This window comes from Halomonas sp. BC2, from assembly GCF_002078115.1.
In the GTDB taxonomy this organism is placed as follows: domain Bacteria; phylum Pseudomonadota; class Gammaproteobacteria; order Pseudomonadales; family Halomonadaceae; genus Vreelandella; species Vreelandella stevensii.
In genome coordinates, this window is record NZ_LFGT01000004.1 from 88,326 (window position 1) to 105,311 (window position 16,986).

Consider the following 16,986-nt stretch of genomic DNA (forward strand, 5'->3'; position numbering starts at 1 on the left):
GCAAAGCCTAACGCCGCCTGGCGGTGCGTGCCATAATGACGCTCTTGCGCATCACGAGTTCCCTTATGACCGAGCCCCGCCCACGCACCCTGGCCGAACTGCAGCGCTGGCGTCGCACGCGCGCCAAGCGACGTTGGTACAAACGCAGCTTTCGCTTACAGGTCATGATCCTGGTGGGCCTGCTGCTGGCGGGTATGCTGCTGGCCCAAGGGACCTACCTGAACTACCGTAAAGCCGACATTATCACCTATCAAATGGGCGAGCGGGCGCTGGCGGTCGCCAAGACCGTGGCGGCCATGCCGCAAATCGTCGATGCCTTCTCCACGCCCGAGCCCTCCCACTTCATTCAGCCGCTGGCCGAGCGGGTGCGCCAGGAGACGGGCGCGCGCTATGTGGTGGTGGGCAACGCCCAGTCGATACGCTACTCCCACCCGGTGCCCGAGCGCATCGGCGAGCGCATGGTGGGGGATGATAACGATCAAGCGCTGATCTATGGTCAATCCTACGTGTCCGAAGCCACCGGCACCCTGGGCACCGCCATGCGCGGCAAAACGCCGATTTGGGATGAAGAGGGCAACATCATCGGCGTGGTTTCCGTCGGCTTCATGCTCGACCGCGTGGACATGGACGTGGCGCGCTACACCAAGCTGGGCTGGATACTGGTGGTCATGATGATCGTGCTCGGGTTTGCCGGTGCTTATTGGTTGTCGCAGCACCTCAAGAAGATCATTCTCGGCCTCGAACCCTACGAAATTGCCCGTCTCGCCATGGAAAAGGAAGCCATCCTGCAATCGATTCACGAAGGTATTCTGGCGGTCAATCGAGACGGCCACATTACCCTGGTGAACCAGCAGGCGCGCCGCTTTTTAGAGCTGCCCGACGAGCACGTGCTGTTGGGGCAGCCCATCCGCGAGGTGGTGCCTAACTCCCGCCTGCTGGAGGTGCTCAGACGCGGTGAACAGGAGTTCGACCAGGAAATGTGGCTGGGGGATCACCCGGTAGTGGTCAACCGTGTGCCCATCATTCACGAGGGCGAGATCGAAGGCGCCGTGGCGACCTTCCGTAGCCGCCGGGAAATCATCGACCTCTCCCAGGCGCTGACCCAGGCCAGCCGCGATGTGGACATGCTGCGCGCCCAGGCCCACGAGTTCTCCAACAAGCTCTACACCATTTCCGGGCTGCTGCAGTTGCAGCGCATCGAGGAGGCGCTGGCCCTGATTCATCAGGAAACCGAGCGTGCCCAGGCACAGATGAACTTCCTGATGCGCCATGTGGCCGATGCGGTGCTGAGCGGCACGCTGCTGGGCAAACTGACCCGCGCCCGTGAACTGGGCGTGGCACTGGAAATCGACGAACAAAGCTCGCTCTCCTGCCCGCTGACCGCAACGGGGCAAGAGGTCATGATGAGCGTGGTGGGCAATTTGCTGGATAATGCCTGTCATGCGGCACTGAATGGCCCCTACTCCAGCGAACCCAAGGTACGGCTGTTCTTCACGGATTTGGGCGAACAGCTGTTGGTCGAGGTCGAAGACAATGGGGCAGGGGTCCCTGCGGAGCACGCCGGGTCGATCTTCAAGGAGGGCTTTTCGACCAAGACCGGCAAGCACCGCGGCATTGGCCTGGCGCTGGTGGAGCGGCTGTGTCGCCAGCACGGTGGCGCGATCACCCTGGAAGAGAGCGAGCTGGGGGGCGCCTGTTTCATTGCCGTGCTGGACCGCTCGCTATGTGCCCGCAGCGATGAACCCGGCCCACCAGGCTAAACGGTTCACACTCATAATAACGACGTTAACAAGAGGATGACGCATGTCTGCGACGCAATACGGCATTCTGGTCGTCGAAGACGATTTCCGCATCGCCGATATTCACCGCGCCTTCATCGAGCAAAGCGACGGTTTTTATGTGGTGGGTATGGCGCGCAACGGCAGCGAAGCCAAAGCGCTGATGGCCGAACACGCCTCGCAAATACAGCTGATTCTGCTGGATGCCTACCTGCCCGACGTGGAAGGGCTGGAGCTTTTGTGGTCGATTCGTCGCGACCATGTGCACGTGGATATCGTCATGGTGACGGCGGCCCGTGAGGTGGAGACCATCAGCGAGGCGCTGCGTGGCGGGGTGTTCGATTACCTGATCAAACCCATCGAAGCGGCAAGAATGAACCAGATGCTGGCACGTTTTCGGCGCGAACGGGAGGCGCTGGCCAACCGCGCCGAGCTGAACCAGGACGAGCTGGACCATGTGCTGGCCCGGGTGACGCCCAGCGAGCCTGCACGCGCCCCTCAGCGCAGCTTGCCCAAGGGCATCGACCGCTTGACCCTGCGCCGTGTGGTAGAAGCCTTGGCAGCAGACAGCGGCGCCCTGACCGCCATGCAGGTGGCGCGTACCATGGGCGCCAGCCGTTCGACGGCACGCCGCTATCTGGAGTTTCTCGTGGCCGAGCAGGCCGTAGGCGCCGAGCTGGGTTACGGGGATGTTGGGCGACCCGAGCGGCGCTACCGCTTATTGAAGGGCGATCACGGCTGGCTGGATGCGTGAACAAAATGAACAAAACGACCATAAAGAACAATTTGTCGTTTATGGTCACAAGCTTGTCCTGAAAGGTGGCTTTCTTCTAACGTTCGCAGTGTAACCACAATTGCCGCGTGTCGATCACCGCGCATAACAACATAATTGACTGTGGAGAACGCCCATGACCTCGCTTTCCTTCAAGCGCGCCGCTGTATTTGCTCTGCCTCTGGCAGCCCTCGCCATGACCACTGGCGTACAGGCCCAGGAGTGGACCCCAAGCCGTTCCATCGAATTCGTCGCGCCTGCCAACCCGGGCGGTGGCTGGGATACGCTGGTGCGTACCGTTTCCCGCGTGTTGCAGGAAGAGCAGCTGGCAGACCGTAACTTTGCGGCCATCAACGTGCCTGGCGGCGGCGGTGCCGTGGCATGGGCGCAGATCGCCCGTGACAGCGGTAACCCGCACAAGCTGTTCGCCACCAGTCCGCCCATCATCCTGGTGCCGCTGGCAGGTGCTTCGCGCTACGACCACACGGATTTCACCCCCGTGGCGCGCCTGATCACCGACTACTCCATCATTCTGGTAGCGGCGGATTCCGAATATCAGACCATCACCGATCTGTTCGATGCGATGAAAGAGAACCCGCGTCTGAGCGTGGGTGGCGGCAGTGCGCCAGGCTCGATGGACCACATCTCGGTGGCTGGCCTGGCCTCTGCGGCGGGTCTCGATGCTTCCTCGGTGAACTACATCCCCTTCTCGGGGGGTGGCGATGCCATGACCAACCTGATGGGTGGCCATATCGAGGCGGTCATTACTGGCGCGGGTGAGTCCGTGGGCCAGCTGGGCGAAGGCAGCCAACTGCGTGCGCTGGGCGTATCTGCCCCTGAGCGCCTGGGCGGTGCTCTGGCCGACGTGCCCACGTACCAGGAACAGGGTGTGGACTACACCTTCGATATCTGGCGTGGCGTGATGGGCACCCCTGACATGCCTGCCGAAGCCGTGGCCTACTACGAAGACCTGTTTGCCGAAATGCTCGAAACCGATGGCTGGCAGCAGGCTCGCGACCAGTTGGGCTGGATCGATGCCTACCAGGATAGCGAAGCGTTTGGCGCCTTCCTGGATGAGCAGAAAGAGCAGTTCAGCAGTGTCCTGAGCGACCTGGGCTTGCTGGCTCAATAACCCCCGTTTCACCGTGCTGCCCCGGGCCAGCCAGGCCCGGGGTCACTGCCTGTGACCGTAAGCGCAACCTGCGCCTTCGGAGAGACACCCCATGACTCGATTGAACACTAATCAGTGGCTGGCCCTCGTGCTGGCGCTTTTTGCAGCCGCCTATCTAGCAATGGCCTGGCAAATTCCAACCTTTCCTCTGCCGCGTCCGGTAGATTCAGATCTTTTTCCAAAAGTGCTGGGAGTGACCTTGTTATTGCTAGCAGGGCTGCTTTTCTTTGAAAAACCGGTGCCGCTGGCAGGCGCTGACGAGATCGACGAAGAGGCCACCAACGGTCCGCTGCTGTTGACGCCCTGGGCGCGTGTGGTGGTCACCGCCGTGGCCATCGCCGCCTATGCCTTCCTGCTGGTGCCCCTGGGGTTCGTACTGGCGTCGACGCTGCTGTGCACCGGGCTGACGGCCTATTACGGGTATCGTCGTCATGGCATCAACCTGGCGGCTTCGCTGGGGGTAGTGCTGGCGCTGTATATCACCATGACGCGCGTCATGGATGTGTATCTGCCCACTGGCCTCCTGCCGTTCTGAATACGCCGTGCCCACGCACCTGCCGTAGTTTTTTAAGAGAGATACGCCCATGGATGCCTTGAACAACTTGATGTACGGCTTTGGCATCGCGCTCGAGCCCATCAACATCGCTTACGTCTTTGCCGGTGTGTTTGCCGGTACCATCATCGGTATGTTGCCGGGCCTCGGCCCGATCAGTGCCCTGGCGCTGATGATTCCGATCACCTTCTCAATGGAGCCTGCATCAGGCCTGATTCTGATGGCGGGTGTGTATTACGGGGCCATTTTCGGTGGCTCGACTTCTTCTATTCTGCTCAATGCGCCGGGGGTGGCGGGCACGGTCGCCACCTCTTTCGATGGCTACCCCATGGCCAAGCAGGGTTTGGCGGGCAAGGCGCTGGCCATTGCCGCCTACGCGTCGTTCATTGGCGGCACCGTCTCCATCGTCTTCTTGATGCTGGTGGCGCCGCTGCTTTCCAAAGTGGCGGTCAGCTTTGGGCCTCCCGAATATTTCGCGCTCATGGTGCTGGGCCTGACGGCGGTCGTCTCGCTGTCGGACAAGTCGCTGGTGAAGGGTCTGATTGCGGCGGTGATCGGCGTCATGATCTCGATCGTCGGCATCGACATGCAAACCGGCACCGAGCGCTACACCTTTGGCTCGATTCAACTGCTCGACGGCATCGACTTCCTGGTTGTGGCGCTGGGTATCTTCGCCTTGGCGGAAGTGTTCTACATGCTGCTGCGTGGGGGCGGTGGCAAGGAAGCGCCGCGCAATGCCATTGGCTCGCTCAAGCTGAGCGGCAGTGAAATGAAGCAAATCGCAGGTCCTGTCAGCCGCAGCTCGGTGCTGGGCTTCTTCACCGGCGTACTGCCGGGGGCCGGTGCCACCATTGGTTCTTTCCTGGGCTACAGCATGGAAAAACGCCTGGCCAAGGATGGTGACACCTTCGGCAAGGGCAACATCAAGGGCGTGGCAGCTCCCGAAGCGGCCAACAACGCTGCCTGTACCGGCTCGTTCGTACCGCTGCTGACCCTGGGGGTGCCTGGCTCGGGCACCACGGCGGTGCTGCTGGGTGCGCTGCTGGTCATGGGCGTGACGCCTGGCCCCATGATGCTGGAGCAGCGCCCAGACGTGTTCTGGGGGGTCATTGCCAGTATGTACATTGGTAATATTTTCCTGCTGGTACTCAACCTGCCGCTGATTCCGCTGATCGCCAAAATTCTAGATATGCCGCGTCCGCTGCTGCTCTCGATGATCCTGATCTTCTGCATGATCGGTGTTTACGGCATGAGCTTCAGCGTCTTCGACCTGCTGCTGCTGCTGGGCTTCGGCCTGATCGGCCTGGGCTTGCGGCTGTTCGGCTTCCCCACGGCGCCGCTGATTCTGGCGCTGATCCTGGGCAGCCTGATGGAAGAGTCCATGCGCCGCGCACTGCAGATTTCCGGAGGTGACTGGTCCATCTTCATCGACAAGCCTATTTCACTGTCACTGCTGATCATTGCGGCTCTGTCGCTGGGCATGCCGCTGCTGAAAAAGCGCCGCAAGCAGAAGGCCATGGCCGCCAAATAAGCGATTGTTGCGTGGTGTGATGGAGTGAGTTTTGGCGTTGTCAGCGCCCGGGGGAAACCTCGGGCGCTTTTTTGTGTGCGTGCACCCCTCTTTGGTGCAAGGCGCTTTGCTGGTGCATGACAACTGTGCATGGCGCCTCTCGGCTTGCCCTGAATTAGTGCGTCTGGCGCAATGCGGGTTTTTTTGAGTATCGCTAACTGTCTGATTGTCATTGTCTTAATAGGCTTTGATTCAATCTGGCGCACCCCTTGCAATGTGAAAGGTGGATTAGCCCACGGCGGGTGAATGCCCGCTCTACGCGCCTATAACAAGCCCCTTCCAAGGGGTGCAAGGAGGTTCAAGTGACCACATCGCAACGCAAGACACACCCTCGTACCCTTGGCCGTTTCGCCACGGCCGCCTTGGCCGCCGCCATCATGGGCGCCAGCGCTCAGGCCGTTGCCCAGGACAACGACCCGATCAAGGTGGGTATTCTGCACTCCCTCTCCGGCACCATGGCGATCAGCGAATCGACCCTGAAAGACACCGTCGAAATGCTCATCGACCAGCAGAACGAAGCCGGTGGCCTGTTGGGGCGTCAGTTGGAAGCCGTGGTGGTCGACCCCGCTTCCAACTGGCCGCTATTCGCCGAGCGTGCCCGCGAGCTGCTGGCCCAGCATGAGGTAGACGTGGTGTTCGGTAACTGGACCTCGGTATCCCGCAAGGCGGTACTGCCGGTGTTCGAAGAGCTGAACGGCCTGCTGTTCTACCCGGTACAGTACGAAGGGGAAGAGTCTTCCGAGAACGTCTTCTACACCGGCGCGGCACCCAACCAGCAGGCCATTCCTGCGGTGGAGTATCTGATCAACGAAGTCGGGATCGAGCGTTTCGCGCTGATCGGCACCGACTACGTCTATCCGCGCACCACCAACCGGATTCTGGAAGCCTTCCTGAAGGATGAGCACGGGGTGGCCGAAGAAGACATCATGGTCAACTACACCCCGTTCGGCCATTCGGACTGGCAGAACATCGTCTCTGAAATCCGTCGTTTCGGTGAAGAGGGCAAGCCCACGGCGGTGGTCTCCACCATCAACGGCGATGCCAACGTGCCGTTCTACCGTGAGCTGGCCAACCAGGGGATCGATGCCGCGGATATTCCCGTCATCGCTTTCTCGGTGGGTGAGCAGGAGCTGTCCGGTATCGATACCGGGCCGCTGGTGGGCCACCTGGCCGCCTGGAACTACTTCATGAGCGTGGACACCGACGCCAACTACGACTTCATCGACGCCTGGATCGACTGGACGGGCGATGAAGAAGCGGTCACCAACGACCCCATGGAAGCCCACTACATCGGCTTCAACATGTGGGCCGAAGCGGTGCGTAAGGCGGGTACCACCGATGTGGACGCGGTGAAAGATGCCATCATCGGCGTGACCGTGCCTAACCTTTCCGGTGGCTATGCCGCCATGATGCCCAACCACCACATCACCAAGCCGGTATTGATCGGTGAAGTGCAGGACAACGGCCAGTTCGACATCGTCTGGCAAACGCCGTCCACCGTGGCAGGCGATGCCTGGTCGGATTACCTGCCGGGTTCTCGCGACCTGATTGCTGACTGGCGTGCACCGATGCGCTGCGGCAACTTCAACGTCGCCAACGGCTCGTGCGGTGGCAGCACCGCAGCAGAAGAAGCCGAAGCGGCACTCGCCGAGTAACCCCCCTCCCTTGCCGCGAGCCTTCGCGGCAAGGGAGCACGCTATCTCTCCCCATTGATGATCACCAAAGGAAGAACCCCATGAGGCGTTTCCTTTCTGGGGTGTTGTGTCTGCTGCTGCTCAGCATGGCGACGTTGTCGCAGGCACAAACCCCCACCACACCTTCTGATGACGACGCGGCACTGGCGCTGCTGGAAGCGCTGGACGTGGAGAACTTCCGCGCCAAAGGCGAGGCCATCAACGCCATTGTGCAAAGCGACGACGAACGTGCCCGGGATTGGCTGCAAGCCTTGCTCGATGGCCGCCTGCAGCGCACCAGCGAGGGTCGCTTCGTCGTGGTGTTGAACAACACCGGGCGTGACTGGCCCGTGGCCGATGCCTTGACCGACGAGCCGCTGGGCGAGATGTCCCGCCGCGACCTCAACCGCATCGGCATCAACAACGCCCTGCGTAACCAACTGCGCAGCGCCATCGCCGTGGTCGACCTCTACTCCCCCAACGTGGAACGCCGCCGTACCTCCGCCGAGCGCCTGTTGGGCGAAGTGGACGAGACGCTGGCCGAGCCTCTGGAAGCGCTGATTGCCGAAGAAGAGGATAGCCAGGTGCAGCGCCGGTTAGCGCAGGCACTGGCCATTTATCAAACCGAAGCGGGCCAAATGGAAGGCGTGGAAGCGCTGCGGGGCAGCCTGCATCCGCGTGCCCGTGTGGCCCTCAATCGCGCGGCCAATGGCGATGACCCAGTGGTCGCCGACGCGGCCAGAGAGGCGCTCCTTAGCATCGAACAAAACCTCAAGATCAATCGTGCCCTCGAAACGCTCTACTTTGGCCTGAGCCTGGGGTCGGTACTGGTGCTGGCGGCCATCGGCCTGGCCATCACCTTTGGCGTCATGGGCGTGATCAACATGGCCCACGGCGAGCTGATGATGCTGGGCGCCTATACCACCTGGATGATGCAGCAACTGCTGCCGGGCCAGCCGGGGCTAGCGCTGATTCTTTCCATTCCGGCGGGCTTCATGGTGGCTGCCCTGGTGGGCATTGCCATCGAACGGGGCGTGATCCAGTTCCTCAAGGGCCGCCCGCTGGAAACGCTGCTGGCCACGTTCGGCATCAGCCTGATTCTGCAGCAGCTGGTGCGCACGGTGATCTCTCCGCTCAATCGCACCGTGGTAACGCCCGAATGGATGAGCGGTTCGCTGGTGATCAACGATGCGCTCTCGCTGACTCTCAACCGCATGTTCGTGCTCGGCTTTGCGCTGGTGGTGTTTGCCGGGCTGATGCTGATCATGCGCCGCACGCGGCTGGGGCTCGAAGTGCGCGCCGTGACCCAGAACCGCGCCATGGCACGCTCCATGGGCATCCGGGCCACTCGGGTGGACATCATGACCTTCGCGCTGGGTTCCGGCGTAGCGGGGCTGGCCGGTGTGGCGCTGTCGCAGCTCACCAACGTCGGCCCCAACCTGGGCCAGAACTACATCATCGACTCGTTCATGGTGGTGGTGTTCGGTGGCGTGGGTAACCTGTGGGGCACGCTGGTGGCGGGGCTTTCACTGGGTATCATCAACCAGGTGCTGGAGCCCTGGGCGGGTGCCGTGCTGGCCAAGATCATCGTGCTGGTGTTCATCATCCTGTTCATTCAAAAACGCCCGCGTGGACTCTTCCCGCAGAAGGGCCGGGCTGCGGAGGGCTAACCCATCATGATGACATCATCTTCTCAACGGTTCTGGCTGCTACGCCCGTTCGGCGAACGGGCCACCCAGCTCTTTCTCGGCGTGCTGCTGGCCGCCCTGGTGCTGGTCACCGTACTGCACGTGGCAGTGCCGCAAGGGCATCCGCTGCATGTCAACGCCTACACCGTGAACCTGTTCGGCAAGTACCTGAGCTATGCGCTGCTGGCCGTGGCGGTGGACCTGGTGTGGGGCTATCTGGGCATTCTGAGCCTGGGCCACGGAGCGTTCTTCGCCATTGGCGGCTACGCCATGGGCATGTACCTGATGCGCCAGATTGGCGACCGTGGCACCTATGGCCACCCGGTCCTGCCCGACTTCATGGTGTTTCTGAACTGGGACAGCCTGCCCTGGTACTGGCTGGGCTTCGATATGGCCTGGTTCGCCTTTGCCATGGTGCTGCTGGCCCCTGGCCTGCTGGCGCTGGTGTTCGGCTTCCTGGCGTTCCGTTCGCGGGTGACCGGGGTGTATCTGTCGATCATCACCCAGGCGCTGACGTTTGCCCTGATGCTGGCTTTCTTCCGCAACGAGATGGGCTTCGGCGGCAACAATGGCCTCACCGATTTCCGTGAGCTGCTGGGCTTCAACCTGCGCAGCAACGACACGCGGCTGGGGCTGTTCATTGCCACTGGGGTGGCGCTGGCGCTGGGCTACATCCTCTGCCGTGCCATTGTCACCAGCAAGCTGGGCCGCGTGTGCGTGGCCACCCGCGATGCCGAAGCGCGTACGCGTTTCATCGGCTACCGGGTCGAACGCTTCCAGCTGTTCGTGTTCGTGGTCTCGGCCATGCTGGCGGGCCTGGCGGGGGCGCTTTATGTGCCTCAGGTAGGCATCATCAACCCCAGCGAATTCTCGCCGCTGTTCTCCATCGAAATCGTGCTCTGGGTAGCACTGGGTGGGCGAGCCACGCTGTACGGTGCCGTCATTGGGGCGATCCTGGTCAACTACGCCAAAACCGTGTTTACCGGGGTCATGCCGGATGCCTGGCTATTTGCCCTGGGCGCGCTGTTCGTACTGGTCACGGTCTTCCTGCCCAAAGGCGTCGCGGGCCTTTTGAGCCACGTGAAGCGCCGTCGCAAAGCCGAACAACCGCCTACGGAGGCTGCAGCATGAGCCTGATACAATCGCTGAAAGCACGCGACCGAGTGTTCGACTTCATGGCGGGGGAAGCCTCGCCGGTGGACGTTCGCCACGGCCCGATTCTATACATGGAAGACGTGACGGTGAGCTTCGATGGCTTCAAGGCCATCAATAACCTCAACCTGACCATCGACGACGGCGAATTACGCTGCATCATCGGCCCCAACGGGGCCGGTAAAACCACCATGATGGACATCATCACCGGCAAGACCCGCCCCAACCAGGGCAGCGTCTGGTTCGGCAGCCGCCATAACCTGCTGCAAATGAACGAGCCGGAAATCGCCAGCCTCGGCATTGGCCGCAAGTTCCAGAAGCCCACGGTGTTCGAAGCGCTCAGCGTGTTCGACAATCTGGAGCTGGCCATGGCCGCCGACAAGCGCATCTTTCCCACGCTGACCGCCCGCATGACCAGCGAGATCAGCGACCGCATCGACGACGTGCTGGACACCATCGGCCTGACCGCGCTGCGCTTCCAGCCCGCCGGGATTCTTTCCCACGGCCAGAAGCAGTGGCTGGAGATCGGCATGCTGCTGATGCAGCGCCCGCGCCTGCTGCTGGTGGACGAGCCGGTGGCCGGGATGACCGAACAGGAGATGGAGCGCACCGCCGAGCTGCTTACGGGGCTGGCTGGCAAGCAGTCGGTGGTGGTGGTGGAGCACGACATGGGCTTTGTACGCTCGATTGCGCGCAAGGTGACCGTGCTGCACCAGGGCAGCGTGCTGGCCGAAGGCAGCATGGATCAGGTCTCGAATGACCCGAAAGTGGTCGAAGTGTACCTGGGCGCGGACGAGGAGGAGATGGCCTGATGCTGACCGTCGACAAGTTGAACCAGTTCTACGGCGAAAGCCACACCCTGTGGGATCTGGACCTGGAGGTACCCGCCGGGCAGTGCACCTGCGTGATGGGCCGCAACGGGGTGGGTAAAACCACCCTGATGAAAGCCATCATGGGGGAAGTGGCGGTGAAGAGCGGCCAACTGCGCTACCAGGGCAATGATGGCGAGATCGAACTCACCAAAAAAGCCGTGGAGGCGCGCTCGCGCCTGGGCATCGGTTTCGTGCCCCAAGGGCGGCAGATTTTCCCGCTGCTGACGGTGGAGGAGAACCTGCGCACAGGGCTTGCCGCCCGAGGTGACGGGCTGAAGAAAATTCCCGAGCGCATTTACGAGCTGTTTCCGGTGCTCAAGGAGATGAAACACCGCCGTGGCGGCGATTTGTCCGGTGGGCAACAGCAGCAGCTCGCCATTGGCCGCGCGCTGGTCATCGAGCCGAAACTGCTGATTCTGGACGAGCCCGGCGAGGGCATTCAGCCCAATATCGTCGCCCAGATTGGTCAGGTGATTCGCCAACTCATCAAAGAGGACGGCCTGACGGTGCTGCTGGTCGAGCAGAAGCTACCCTTCGCCCGCAAATACGCCGACCGCTTCGTGATCATGGACCGCGGCCGCCCGGTGGCCAAAGGCGATATCAGCGAACTCTCCAACGAGCTGATCAAACAGCATTTGACGGTTTGAGTTATCCACACCCGGTTTACAGCCGCGGATCGGGTTGAAACGGCAATTCCTCGACGCTGGCGACGGCTTGCTCGAACAAGGGGTGGGCCGGGTTGAGCATGTAATTAAGCTCTCTCGGCACCACCACGCTGGGCAGGGCCAGCGCCAGACTCTGGCCGGAGGCTAGCCAGCCATCGCCCAGGTCGGCGGTTTCCGCAGGTGCTAGCGCTTCCCGCCAGTTTTCGGGTAAATCTTCCTCTCCAATGCTCAAAATGCTCTGATTGGGCAGCGTCAGTCGCAGCAGCGCATAGGCGTTGAGCAGCCGATAGCTCTCCAGATGCACCATGATTTCCAGCAGTGCCAACGACTCTGAGCTGGCTACATACACACAGGCATTGCCTGGGCTGTTCCAGCGCCCGCCGTAAAGCCGTGCGCCCTCGCCATCAAACGCGCTCTCCTGAAACTTGCGCTTCACCAGCCGGTAAGCGGTGACCTCGCTCATACCGAGACCCCGTGCTCCAACCGCCCGATCAGATTCAGCACCGTCTGGTACTCCGCCGAGGTGGCGCTCATTTCAACGGGGCGACGTCCGCCTAGCCCGGCATTGGGTTTGAGCAGCCAGGCGCGGGCACCCTCCGCGTCCCCCTCGAACAGATCCAGCGCCGCTTTGAAAAGCTCGGCAAAGCGATACAGCCGGTCGCTTTCCGCCATCTTGAAGCGGCCTGACTTGGCGCGGCGGCTCAGTGTGGCGGAAGGGATATCCACATAGCGCGCCAGCGCCTTCTGCTCGATACCGGATACCTTGGCAAGCCTTGGGTATACTCGGTACTCCACCCCCTCATGCAGCAGCTCATGCAGCTTACGCCCTCGGGCAGGCAGGCCAATTTGCTGCCAATAGCCGGAGGCCACGGCTTTGGTGGGTTGATATTGGGAGAAGGTAGCGGTCATTGGGGACCTCCTGTTGATATATTGCCTCTATATCAAATGGTATATTCGAGGTTGGTCTCCGCGTCAAGGCAGCGCTTGCCTCTGGGTGAGTGAACGATGAAGTTAGCGCCACAAACCGCACCAAAAGGCCCAAAACCTTGCTTTGGGTGCGTATTGACTCACCTTGTTTATGTGTAACATGGTCGCTTTCCGCAAAGGTTATCGGGTGGGGTATGCGCTACAAGGATAAACATCAGCTGGCTGCTGAGTGGTTGACGCTGCTGGAGCGTACGCCGGTGGCACTGCGCCAAGCCGTCGAGCAGCTGGCCCATGCCCGCCGGGCGCCGTTTGCCGAGCACTTTTACCGGGTCATGCTGGATGACCCCCATGCCTCGCTGTTTCTCTCCAACGAGCAGGTCGAAAAACGCCTGCATCCTTCCATGCAGCGTTGGCTCAGTGCCATGTTTGCCGTCGAGCACGCGGATCTCGAGGCGCTGGTAGAGCACTAGGAGAAAATAGGCCAGATACATGCGCGCATCGACATCCCGATAAACCTGGTACTGAGCGGTGCCCGGCAGCTGAAGCAGGTGTTTTACGAACAGATCAATCGCTCGATCCAGGCGCCGCTGTCGGCGGGCGAGGCGGCCGTGTACGTCTCTGACCATATCGACATGGCCATGGAGATCATGAGCCATGCCTATTCGGTGGCCAATAATCGCCATGCGCGCACCGAAGAAGCCTACAAGCTTTTTTCGCTCACCCAGAGTATCGGTGATGAGCGTGAACGGCAGCGGGCGGCGCTGCTCAACTGGGAAAATGCGCTGATGTTTGCCGTGGCGGCGCAGCAGGAGACCAGCGCCTTGCCCCGCCTGGCCAGCTCCGAGTTTGGCCTGTGGTATTTGCACAAGGCGTGCCATACCTTCGAAGGCGCGCCGGAGATTGCCGTCATTTCGCGACATATCCATCTGGTGGACGACCAATGGATGGCGCAGTTGACGGATGGCGACAGCGCACTGCGCCTGGCCGCGCTGAGCCATATTCGGGATGCAGCGCGCACGATTCTGATGCTGCTGGACGATATTCTGGACCGTGCCTCGGGGCTGGACGCGGGTCGCGATAGCCTCACTCGCTTGCTGAACCGTAAATTTCTGTCGGTAGTTCTGAATCGTGAAATCGAGCTGGCTCGGCGCTCGGAGAAGTGTTTTGCCTTGCTCATGGTGGACATCGATCACTTCAAGTCGATCAACGATACCCATGGCCATGATGCGGGCGATAACGTGCTGCAGCAGGTCGCCAGTATTCTGGATCGCTCTACCCGAGGCGGCGATTACGTGTTTCGGATGGGCGGTGAAGAGTTCTTGATTATTCTGGTGGATACGGACCCGGACGGAAGCCGCCTGTTCGCCGAGCGGCTACGCCAGGCCGTGGCCAAAGAGCCGATGCTGGCGGCGGCGGATACGCTGCTGAGCGTTACCGTGAGCGTAGGACTCACGTTGCACGACGGCCACCCGGATTATCAGCATTCCATGCAGCGCGCCGACCAGGCGCTCTATCAGGCAAAACGCAGTGGACGTAACCGTGTGGTCGTGCAGTGAGGTAGTGGGTTGAGGTAGTGCGTTGAGATAGTACGTTGAGATAGTACGTTGAGATAGTGCGTTGAGTGGTCAAATTGACACATGGACTGGAGCACACCACGCTTTGCTCTGATAATGAGCACCCTTGCAACTGGTCAAGCGTGTCACGAGCAAGAGCACAATAACAATCAGGATCAGCTTATCCCATGACGAATCGGTGGCATCGACAGAGAGATCAGCGCAAGGGTAGCGTCACTGCTATCGTAGTGTCGTATGTTATCCTTTTGCACGTCCTGTTCGGTGCCTATGCACAGGCAGCGCTGCTTGGCGATGGCGCTCACTCTCCATTGTTCGTGCTATGTGACCCCCATGGTGTGGCGGCCAATCAGGACGGCAGGTCAGAGACCTCGGGCTCCAGCGAACTCAATAACCTCCTGTGCAAGTCGGCCTGCGCACTGGGTGCGGGACTCACGAGCGTACCGCAAGGCATTATCACGTTGGCCGGCATGGAGGCCTTGCCTCCTTATAATGGAGTTTTCCATGTTCATGCTTCGTACAGCACTGTTTTCCTCGCTGCTATTGGTCAGCACCACTCTGCTTGCCCATCACGGCGGTTCTCATGATGGGGATTCGGGGGATCACGACTCACGCATTGAAATTTCTCAGCCCTGGACTCGTGCTACGCCACCTGGCGCAGGCGCAGGAGGTGGTTTTGTCACGATTACCAATCATGGCGATCAGGATGACCGCCTGATGGGTGTTACCACACCTATTACCGAGCGCAGTGAAATTCACACCATGGAAATGGATGGCGATGTGATGCGTATGGCGCCCCTGCCTGGCGGTATCGAATTGCCCGCAGGCAGTACGGTAACGCTGGCACCGGGTGGGCTGCATCTCATGTTCATGGAGCTACCAGCGCCGATCGTGGAGGGAGAACCTGTGCCCGTCACGCTGGAGTTTCAGCATGCCCCAAGTATCGATGTAGAGCTGCACGTCTTGCCGCCGGGTGCCTCGCCTGAAGGTACTGCTTCGGAAGGGATGTCGCACAGCCACCCAGTGCACTGATGCAGCGCCGCGACGTTGCGCTGCTTTCCATTGGCTCGTTGGTATTGCTACTGACGTTGGCCGTGTTTTTTGTGGTCTTCGGCCGTCAATCCGAGGGCCCGACGCTGGCCGAGCTGGGTGGGCAATTTCAGTTGGTGGATACTGAAGGTGGGGTCGTTACGCAAGATGAGCTGATCGGAAAGCCGACACTGTTGTTTTTTGGCTTTACCTACTGCCCGGATGTTTGCCCTAACACGCTGTTCAAACTCTCGCGTTTGATTCAGCAGTTGGGGCCACAGGCAGATCAGTTCAACTATCTCTTTGTTTCTCTGGACTGGCAGCGTGATGGCCCTGAACAGCTGGCGCGCTACCTTTCGGTGTTCGACGAGCGCATACGAGGTCTGTCTGGAAACGAGGCACAAATTGACGCAATGGCTGACGCCTATCAGGTTCAGTACGAGCGTGTGTCACTCGGACAAGGCGATTACACCCTCAGCCATACGGCTGCCACCTACCTATTGGATCGCGAAGGCAACGTCGTGGGCACTCTGGCCTACGATGTCGAGCCGGAGTTTGCCAAGGCATCCCTGATATCCTTACTGTCATCTTCCGCGCCGCTGCATCGCGGCGAGCAGCGACACCCCTAAGGAGGCGTGGCCACTGGGTAACAGGTGGGCAAGGCACTAAGAGGGTGTCTACAAACCAATACGGTTAGCTCATTGCGTCACGGTGTCGCGCAAGCCTTGGCATGCCTTTTTTTGGTGCGTACTTAAAGCGCTGCGCTTTTTTATGTGCTTTTTTGGTGCAAAAGGCGACTGGTTTCCCTGGTGGGAGGGGCTGCCAGCAAAGAGCCTATGCCGAGACAAGGGCTATGACAGGGGCTATGGCAAGGGCTATGGCGGCGCCTTCACCATTTTGGCGCACTCCTTGCATTTGTAAGCCAATGATTTATCCACAAGGAAGCGACAGCGCCCATGATATTGAGCGAACTCGCCCTACCCGCTGCTGGTTCCGGCCACCGCTTTGACGCCGAGCGCCGCTGGGCCGCCTCGCTGGCCCTGCGCTTTGCCAACCGCGATGGCGTGACCCGATTAATGCAGGCGCGCCACCAAGGGCCGCTACGGGTGCAGCGCCCCTTCTACCCGGAAGGCAGCCAGGAAGCGTGCCACGTTTACGTGTTGCACCCGCCTGGCGGGCTGGTGAGCGGTGATGCGCTGACCATCCGTGCCCATGTGGAGCGCGGCGCCCACGCGCTGCTCACCACGCCCGCTGCCAACAAGCTTTACAAAGCCGACAGCCAAGGGGTCGCCTGGACCCAGCTCACCGAACTCACGGTGGAGGCGGGCGCTACCCTGGAGTGGCTGCCTCAGGAGACCATCGCCTTTGACGGTTCAAAGGGCCACCAGCGCACCCATATCGCGCTGCACGGTGATGCCCGCTGCCTGGGCTGGGAAGTGATGGCGCTTGGCCGCCCGGCCAGCGATTTACCCTACGTTTCCGGGCAGATCGAGCAGCACTTCCGCCTGACCCTGGACGGCAAGCCGCTATGGCTGGAGCGCCAGCCGCTGGACCCCGCACACCCG

General features: G+C 61.0%; 17 protein-coding genes. 15 read left to right on the forward strand and 2 right to left on the reverse strand.

Going from position 1 to position 16,986, the window contains the following annotated elements:
- The first annotated feature begins 65 nt into the window (after positions 1-65).
- From B7L71_RS03020 to urtE, 10 genes are all read left to right on the forward strand, one after another.
- A complete protein-coding gene (locus tag B7L71_RS03020; protein WP_081135914.1) occupies positions 66-1,760 on the forward strand; it encodes a sensor histidine kinase in 1,695 nt (564 codons plus the stop codon).
- A 43-nt stretch (positions 1,761-1,803) separates the two neighbouring features.
- The gene (locus tag B7L71_RS03025) at positions 1,804-2,532 is read left to right on the forward strand and encodes a response regulator (RefSeq protein ID WP_039178626.1); all 729 of its coding nucleotides are present in this window, start codon (positions 1,804-1,806) and stop codon (positions 2,530-2,532) included.
- 154 nt (positions 2,533-2,686) lie between these two features.
- Positions 2,687-3,682: a Bug family tripartite tricarboxylate transporter substrate binding protein gene (locus tag B7L71_RS03030; protein WP_081135916.1), complete on the forward strand. Its 996-nt coding sequence runs from the start codon at positions 2,687-2,689 to the stop codon at positions 3,680-3,682.
- A 91-nt stretch (positions 3,683-3,773) separates the two neighbouring features.
- The gene (locus B7L71_RS03035) at positions 3,774-4,256 is read left to right on the forward strand and encodes a tripartite tricarboxylate transporter TctB family protein (protein WP_081135918.1); all 483 of its coding nucleotides are present in this window, start codon (positions 3,774-3,776) and stop codon (positions 4,254-4,256) included.
- A gap of 49 nt (positions 4,257-4,305) precedes the next feature.
- Positions 4,306-5,805: a tripartite tricarboxylate transporter permease gene (locus B7L71_RS03040; RefSeq protein ID WP_081135920.1), complete on the forward strand. Its 1,500-nt coding sequence runs from the start codon at positions 4,306-4,308 to the stop codon at positions 5,803-5,805.
- 341 nt (positions 5,806-6,146) lie between these two features.
- Positions 6,147-7,499, forward strand: a complete 1,353-nt coding sequence (gene urtA / locus B7L71_RS03045) for an urea ABC transporter substrate-binding protein (protein WP_081135922.1) — start codon at positions 6,147-6,149, stop codon at positions 7,497-7,499.
- Between the two features lie 80 nt (positions 7,500-7,579).
- Complete coding sequence (gene urtB, locus B7L71_RS03050; protein ID WP_081135924.1) at positions 7,580-9,187, forward strand: urea ABC transporter permease subunit UrtB; 1,608 nt, start codon at positions 7,580-7,582, stop codon at positions 9,185-9,187.
- Positions 9,188-9,193: 6 nt separating this feature from the next.
- Positions 9,194-10,336: an urea ABC transporter permease subunit UrtC gene (urtC, locus tag B7L71_RS03055; RefSeq protein WP_016915369.1), complete on the forward strand. Its 1,143-nt coding sequence runs from the start codon at positions 9,194-9,196 to the stop codon at positions 10,334-10,336.
- Positions 10,333-11,169 (forward strand): urea ABC transporter ATP-binding protein UrtD, encoded by an 837-nt coding sequence (gene urtD / locus B7L71_RS03060; protein ID WP_016915368.1) that lies wholly within the window; start codon positions 10,333-10,335, stop codon positions 11,167-11,169. Before urtC ends, urtD begins: the two co-directional genes overlap by 4 nt.
- Positions 11,169-11,876, forward strand: a complete 708-nt coding sequence (gene urtE / locus B7L71_RS03065) for an urea ABC transporter ATP-binding subunit UrtE (protein WP_039178604.1) — start codon at positions 11,169-11,171, stop codon at positions 11,874-11,876. Before urtD ends, urtE begins: the two co-directional genes overlap by 1 nt.
- 16 nt (positions 11,877-11,892) lie before the next feature.
- Here the strand turns inward: urtE and B7L71_RS03070 are convergent, their stop codons facing one another.
- Positions 11,893-12,357, reverse strand: a complete 465-nt coding sequence (locus tag B7L71_RS03070) for an RES family NAD+ phosphorylase (RefSeq protein ID WP_081135926.1) — start codon at positions 12,355-12,357, stop codon at positions 11,893-11,895.
- Complete coding sequence (parS, locus tag B7L71_RS03075; RefSeq protein WP_016915365.1) at positions 12,354-12,803, reverse strand: type II RES/Xre toxin-antitoxin system antitoxin; 450 nt, start codon at positions 12,801-12,803, stop codon at positions 12,354-12,356. Before parS ends, B7L71_RS03070 begins: the two co-directional genes overlap by 4 nt.
- Positions 12,804-13,015: 212 nt before the next feature.
- On the opposite strand from parS, the gene B7L71_RS17540 reads away from it, so the two are divergent.
- From B7L71_RS17540 to B7L71_RS03100, 5 genes are all read left to right on the forward strand, one after another.
- Positions 13,016-13,291, forward strand: coding sequence for a hypothetical protein (locus tag B7L71_RS17540; RefSeq protein WP_249273159.1), 276 nt, complete (start codon positions 13,016-13,018; stop codon positions 13,289-13,291).
- A gap of 78 nt (positions 13,292-13,369) precedes the next feature.
- On the forward strand, positions 13,370-14,377 hold the full coding sequence (locus B7L71_RS03080) for a GGDEF domain-containing protein (protein WP_249273160.1): 1,008 nt from the start codon (positions 13,370-13,372) through the stop codon (positions 14,375-14,377).
- 519 nt (positions 14,378-14,896) lie between these two features.
- Positions 14,897-15,424: a copper chaperone PCu(A)C gene (locus tag B7L71_RS03085; protein WP_081135928.1), complete on the forward strand. Its 528-nt coding sequence runs from the start codon at positions 14,897-14,899 to the stop codon at positions 15,422-15,424.
- Positions 15,424-16,050, forward strand: coding sequence for an SCO family protein (locus B7L71_RS03090; protein WP_081135930.1), 627 nt, complete (start codon positions 15,424-15,426; stop codon positions 16,048-16,050). The genes B7L71_RS03085 and B7L71_RS03090 overlap by 1 nt, the downstream gene beginning before the upstream one ends.
- 327 nt (positions 16,051-16,377) lie before the next feature.
- On the forward strand, positions 16,378-16,986 hold a 609-nt coding region (locus tag B7L71_RS03100), incomplete at its 3' end, for an urease accessory protein UreD (RefSeq protein ID WP_081135932.1).

Excerpts from the sequence above, each read along its gene's own strand:
- B7L71_RS03020 (WP_081135914.1), top strand. The coding sequence starts at position 66 with ATGACCGAGCCCCGCCCACGCACCCTGGCCGAACTGCAGCGCTGGCGT.
- B7L71_RS03025 (WP_039178626.1), top strand. The coding sequence starts at position 1,804 with ATGTCTGCGACGCAATACGGCATTCTGGTCGTCGAAGACGATTTCCGC.
- B7L71_RS03030 (WP_081135916.1), top strand. The coding sequence starts at position 2,687 with ATGACCTCGCTTTCCTTCAAGCGCGCCGCTGTATTTGCTCTGCCTCTG.
- B7L71_RS03035 (WP_081135918.1), top strand. The coding sequence starts at position 3,774 with ATGACTCGATTGAACACTAATCAGTGGCTGGCCCTCGTGCTGGCGCTT.
- B7L71_RS03040 (WP_081135920.1), top strand. The coding sequence starts at position 4,306 with ATGGATGCCTTGAACAACTTGATGTACGGCTTTGGCATCGCGCTCGAG.
- urtB (WP_081135924.1), top strand. The coding sequence starts at position 7,580 with ATGAGGCGTTTCCTTTCTGGGGTGTTGTGTCTGCTGCTGCTCAGCATG.
- urtC (WP_016915369.1), top strand. The coding sequence starts at position 9,194 with ATGATGACATCATCTTCTCAACGGTTCTGGCTGCTACGCCCGTTCGGC.
- urtD (WP_016915368.1), top strand. The coding sequence starts at position 10,333 with ATGAGCCTGATACAATCGCTGAAAGCACGCGACCGAGTGTTCGACTTC.
- urtE (WP_039178604.1), top strand. The coding sequence starts at position 11,169 with ATGCTGACCGTCGACAAGTTGAACCAGTTCTACGGCGAAAGCCACACC.
- B7L71_RS03070 (WP_081135926.1), bottom strand. The coding sequence starts at position 12,357 with ATGAGCGAGGTCACCGCTTACCGGCTGGTGAAGCGCAAGTTTCAGGAG.
- parS (WP_016915365.1), bottom strand. The coding sequence starts at position 12,803 with ATGACCGCTACCTTCTCCCAATATCAACCCACCAAAGCCGTGGCCTCC.
- B7L71_RS17540 (WP_249273159.1), top strand. The coding sequence starts at position 13,016 with ATGCGCTACAAGGATAAACATCAGCTGGCTGCTGAGTGGTTGACGCTG.
- B7L71_RS03085 (WP_081135928.1), top strand. The coding sequence starts at position 14,897 with ATGTTCATGCTTCGTACAGCACTGTTTTCCTCGCTGCTATTGGTCAGC.
- B7L71_RS03090 (WP_081135930.1), top strand. The coding sequence starts at position 15,424 with ATGCAGCGCCGCGACGTTGCGCTGCTTTCCATTGGCTCGTTGGTATTG.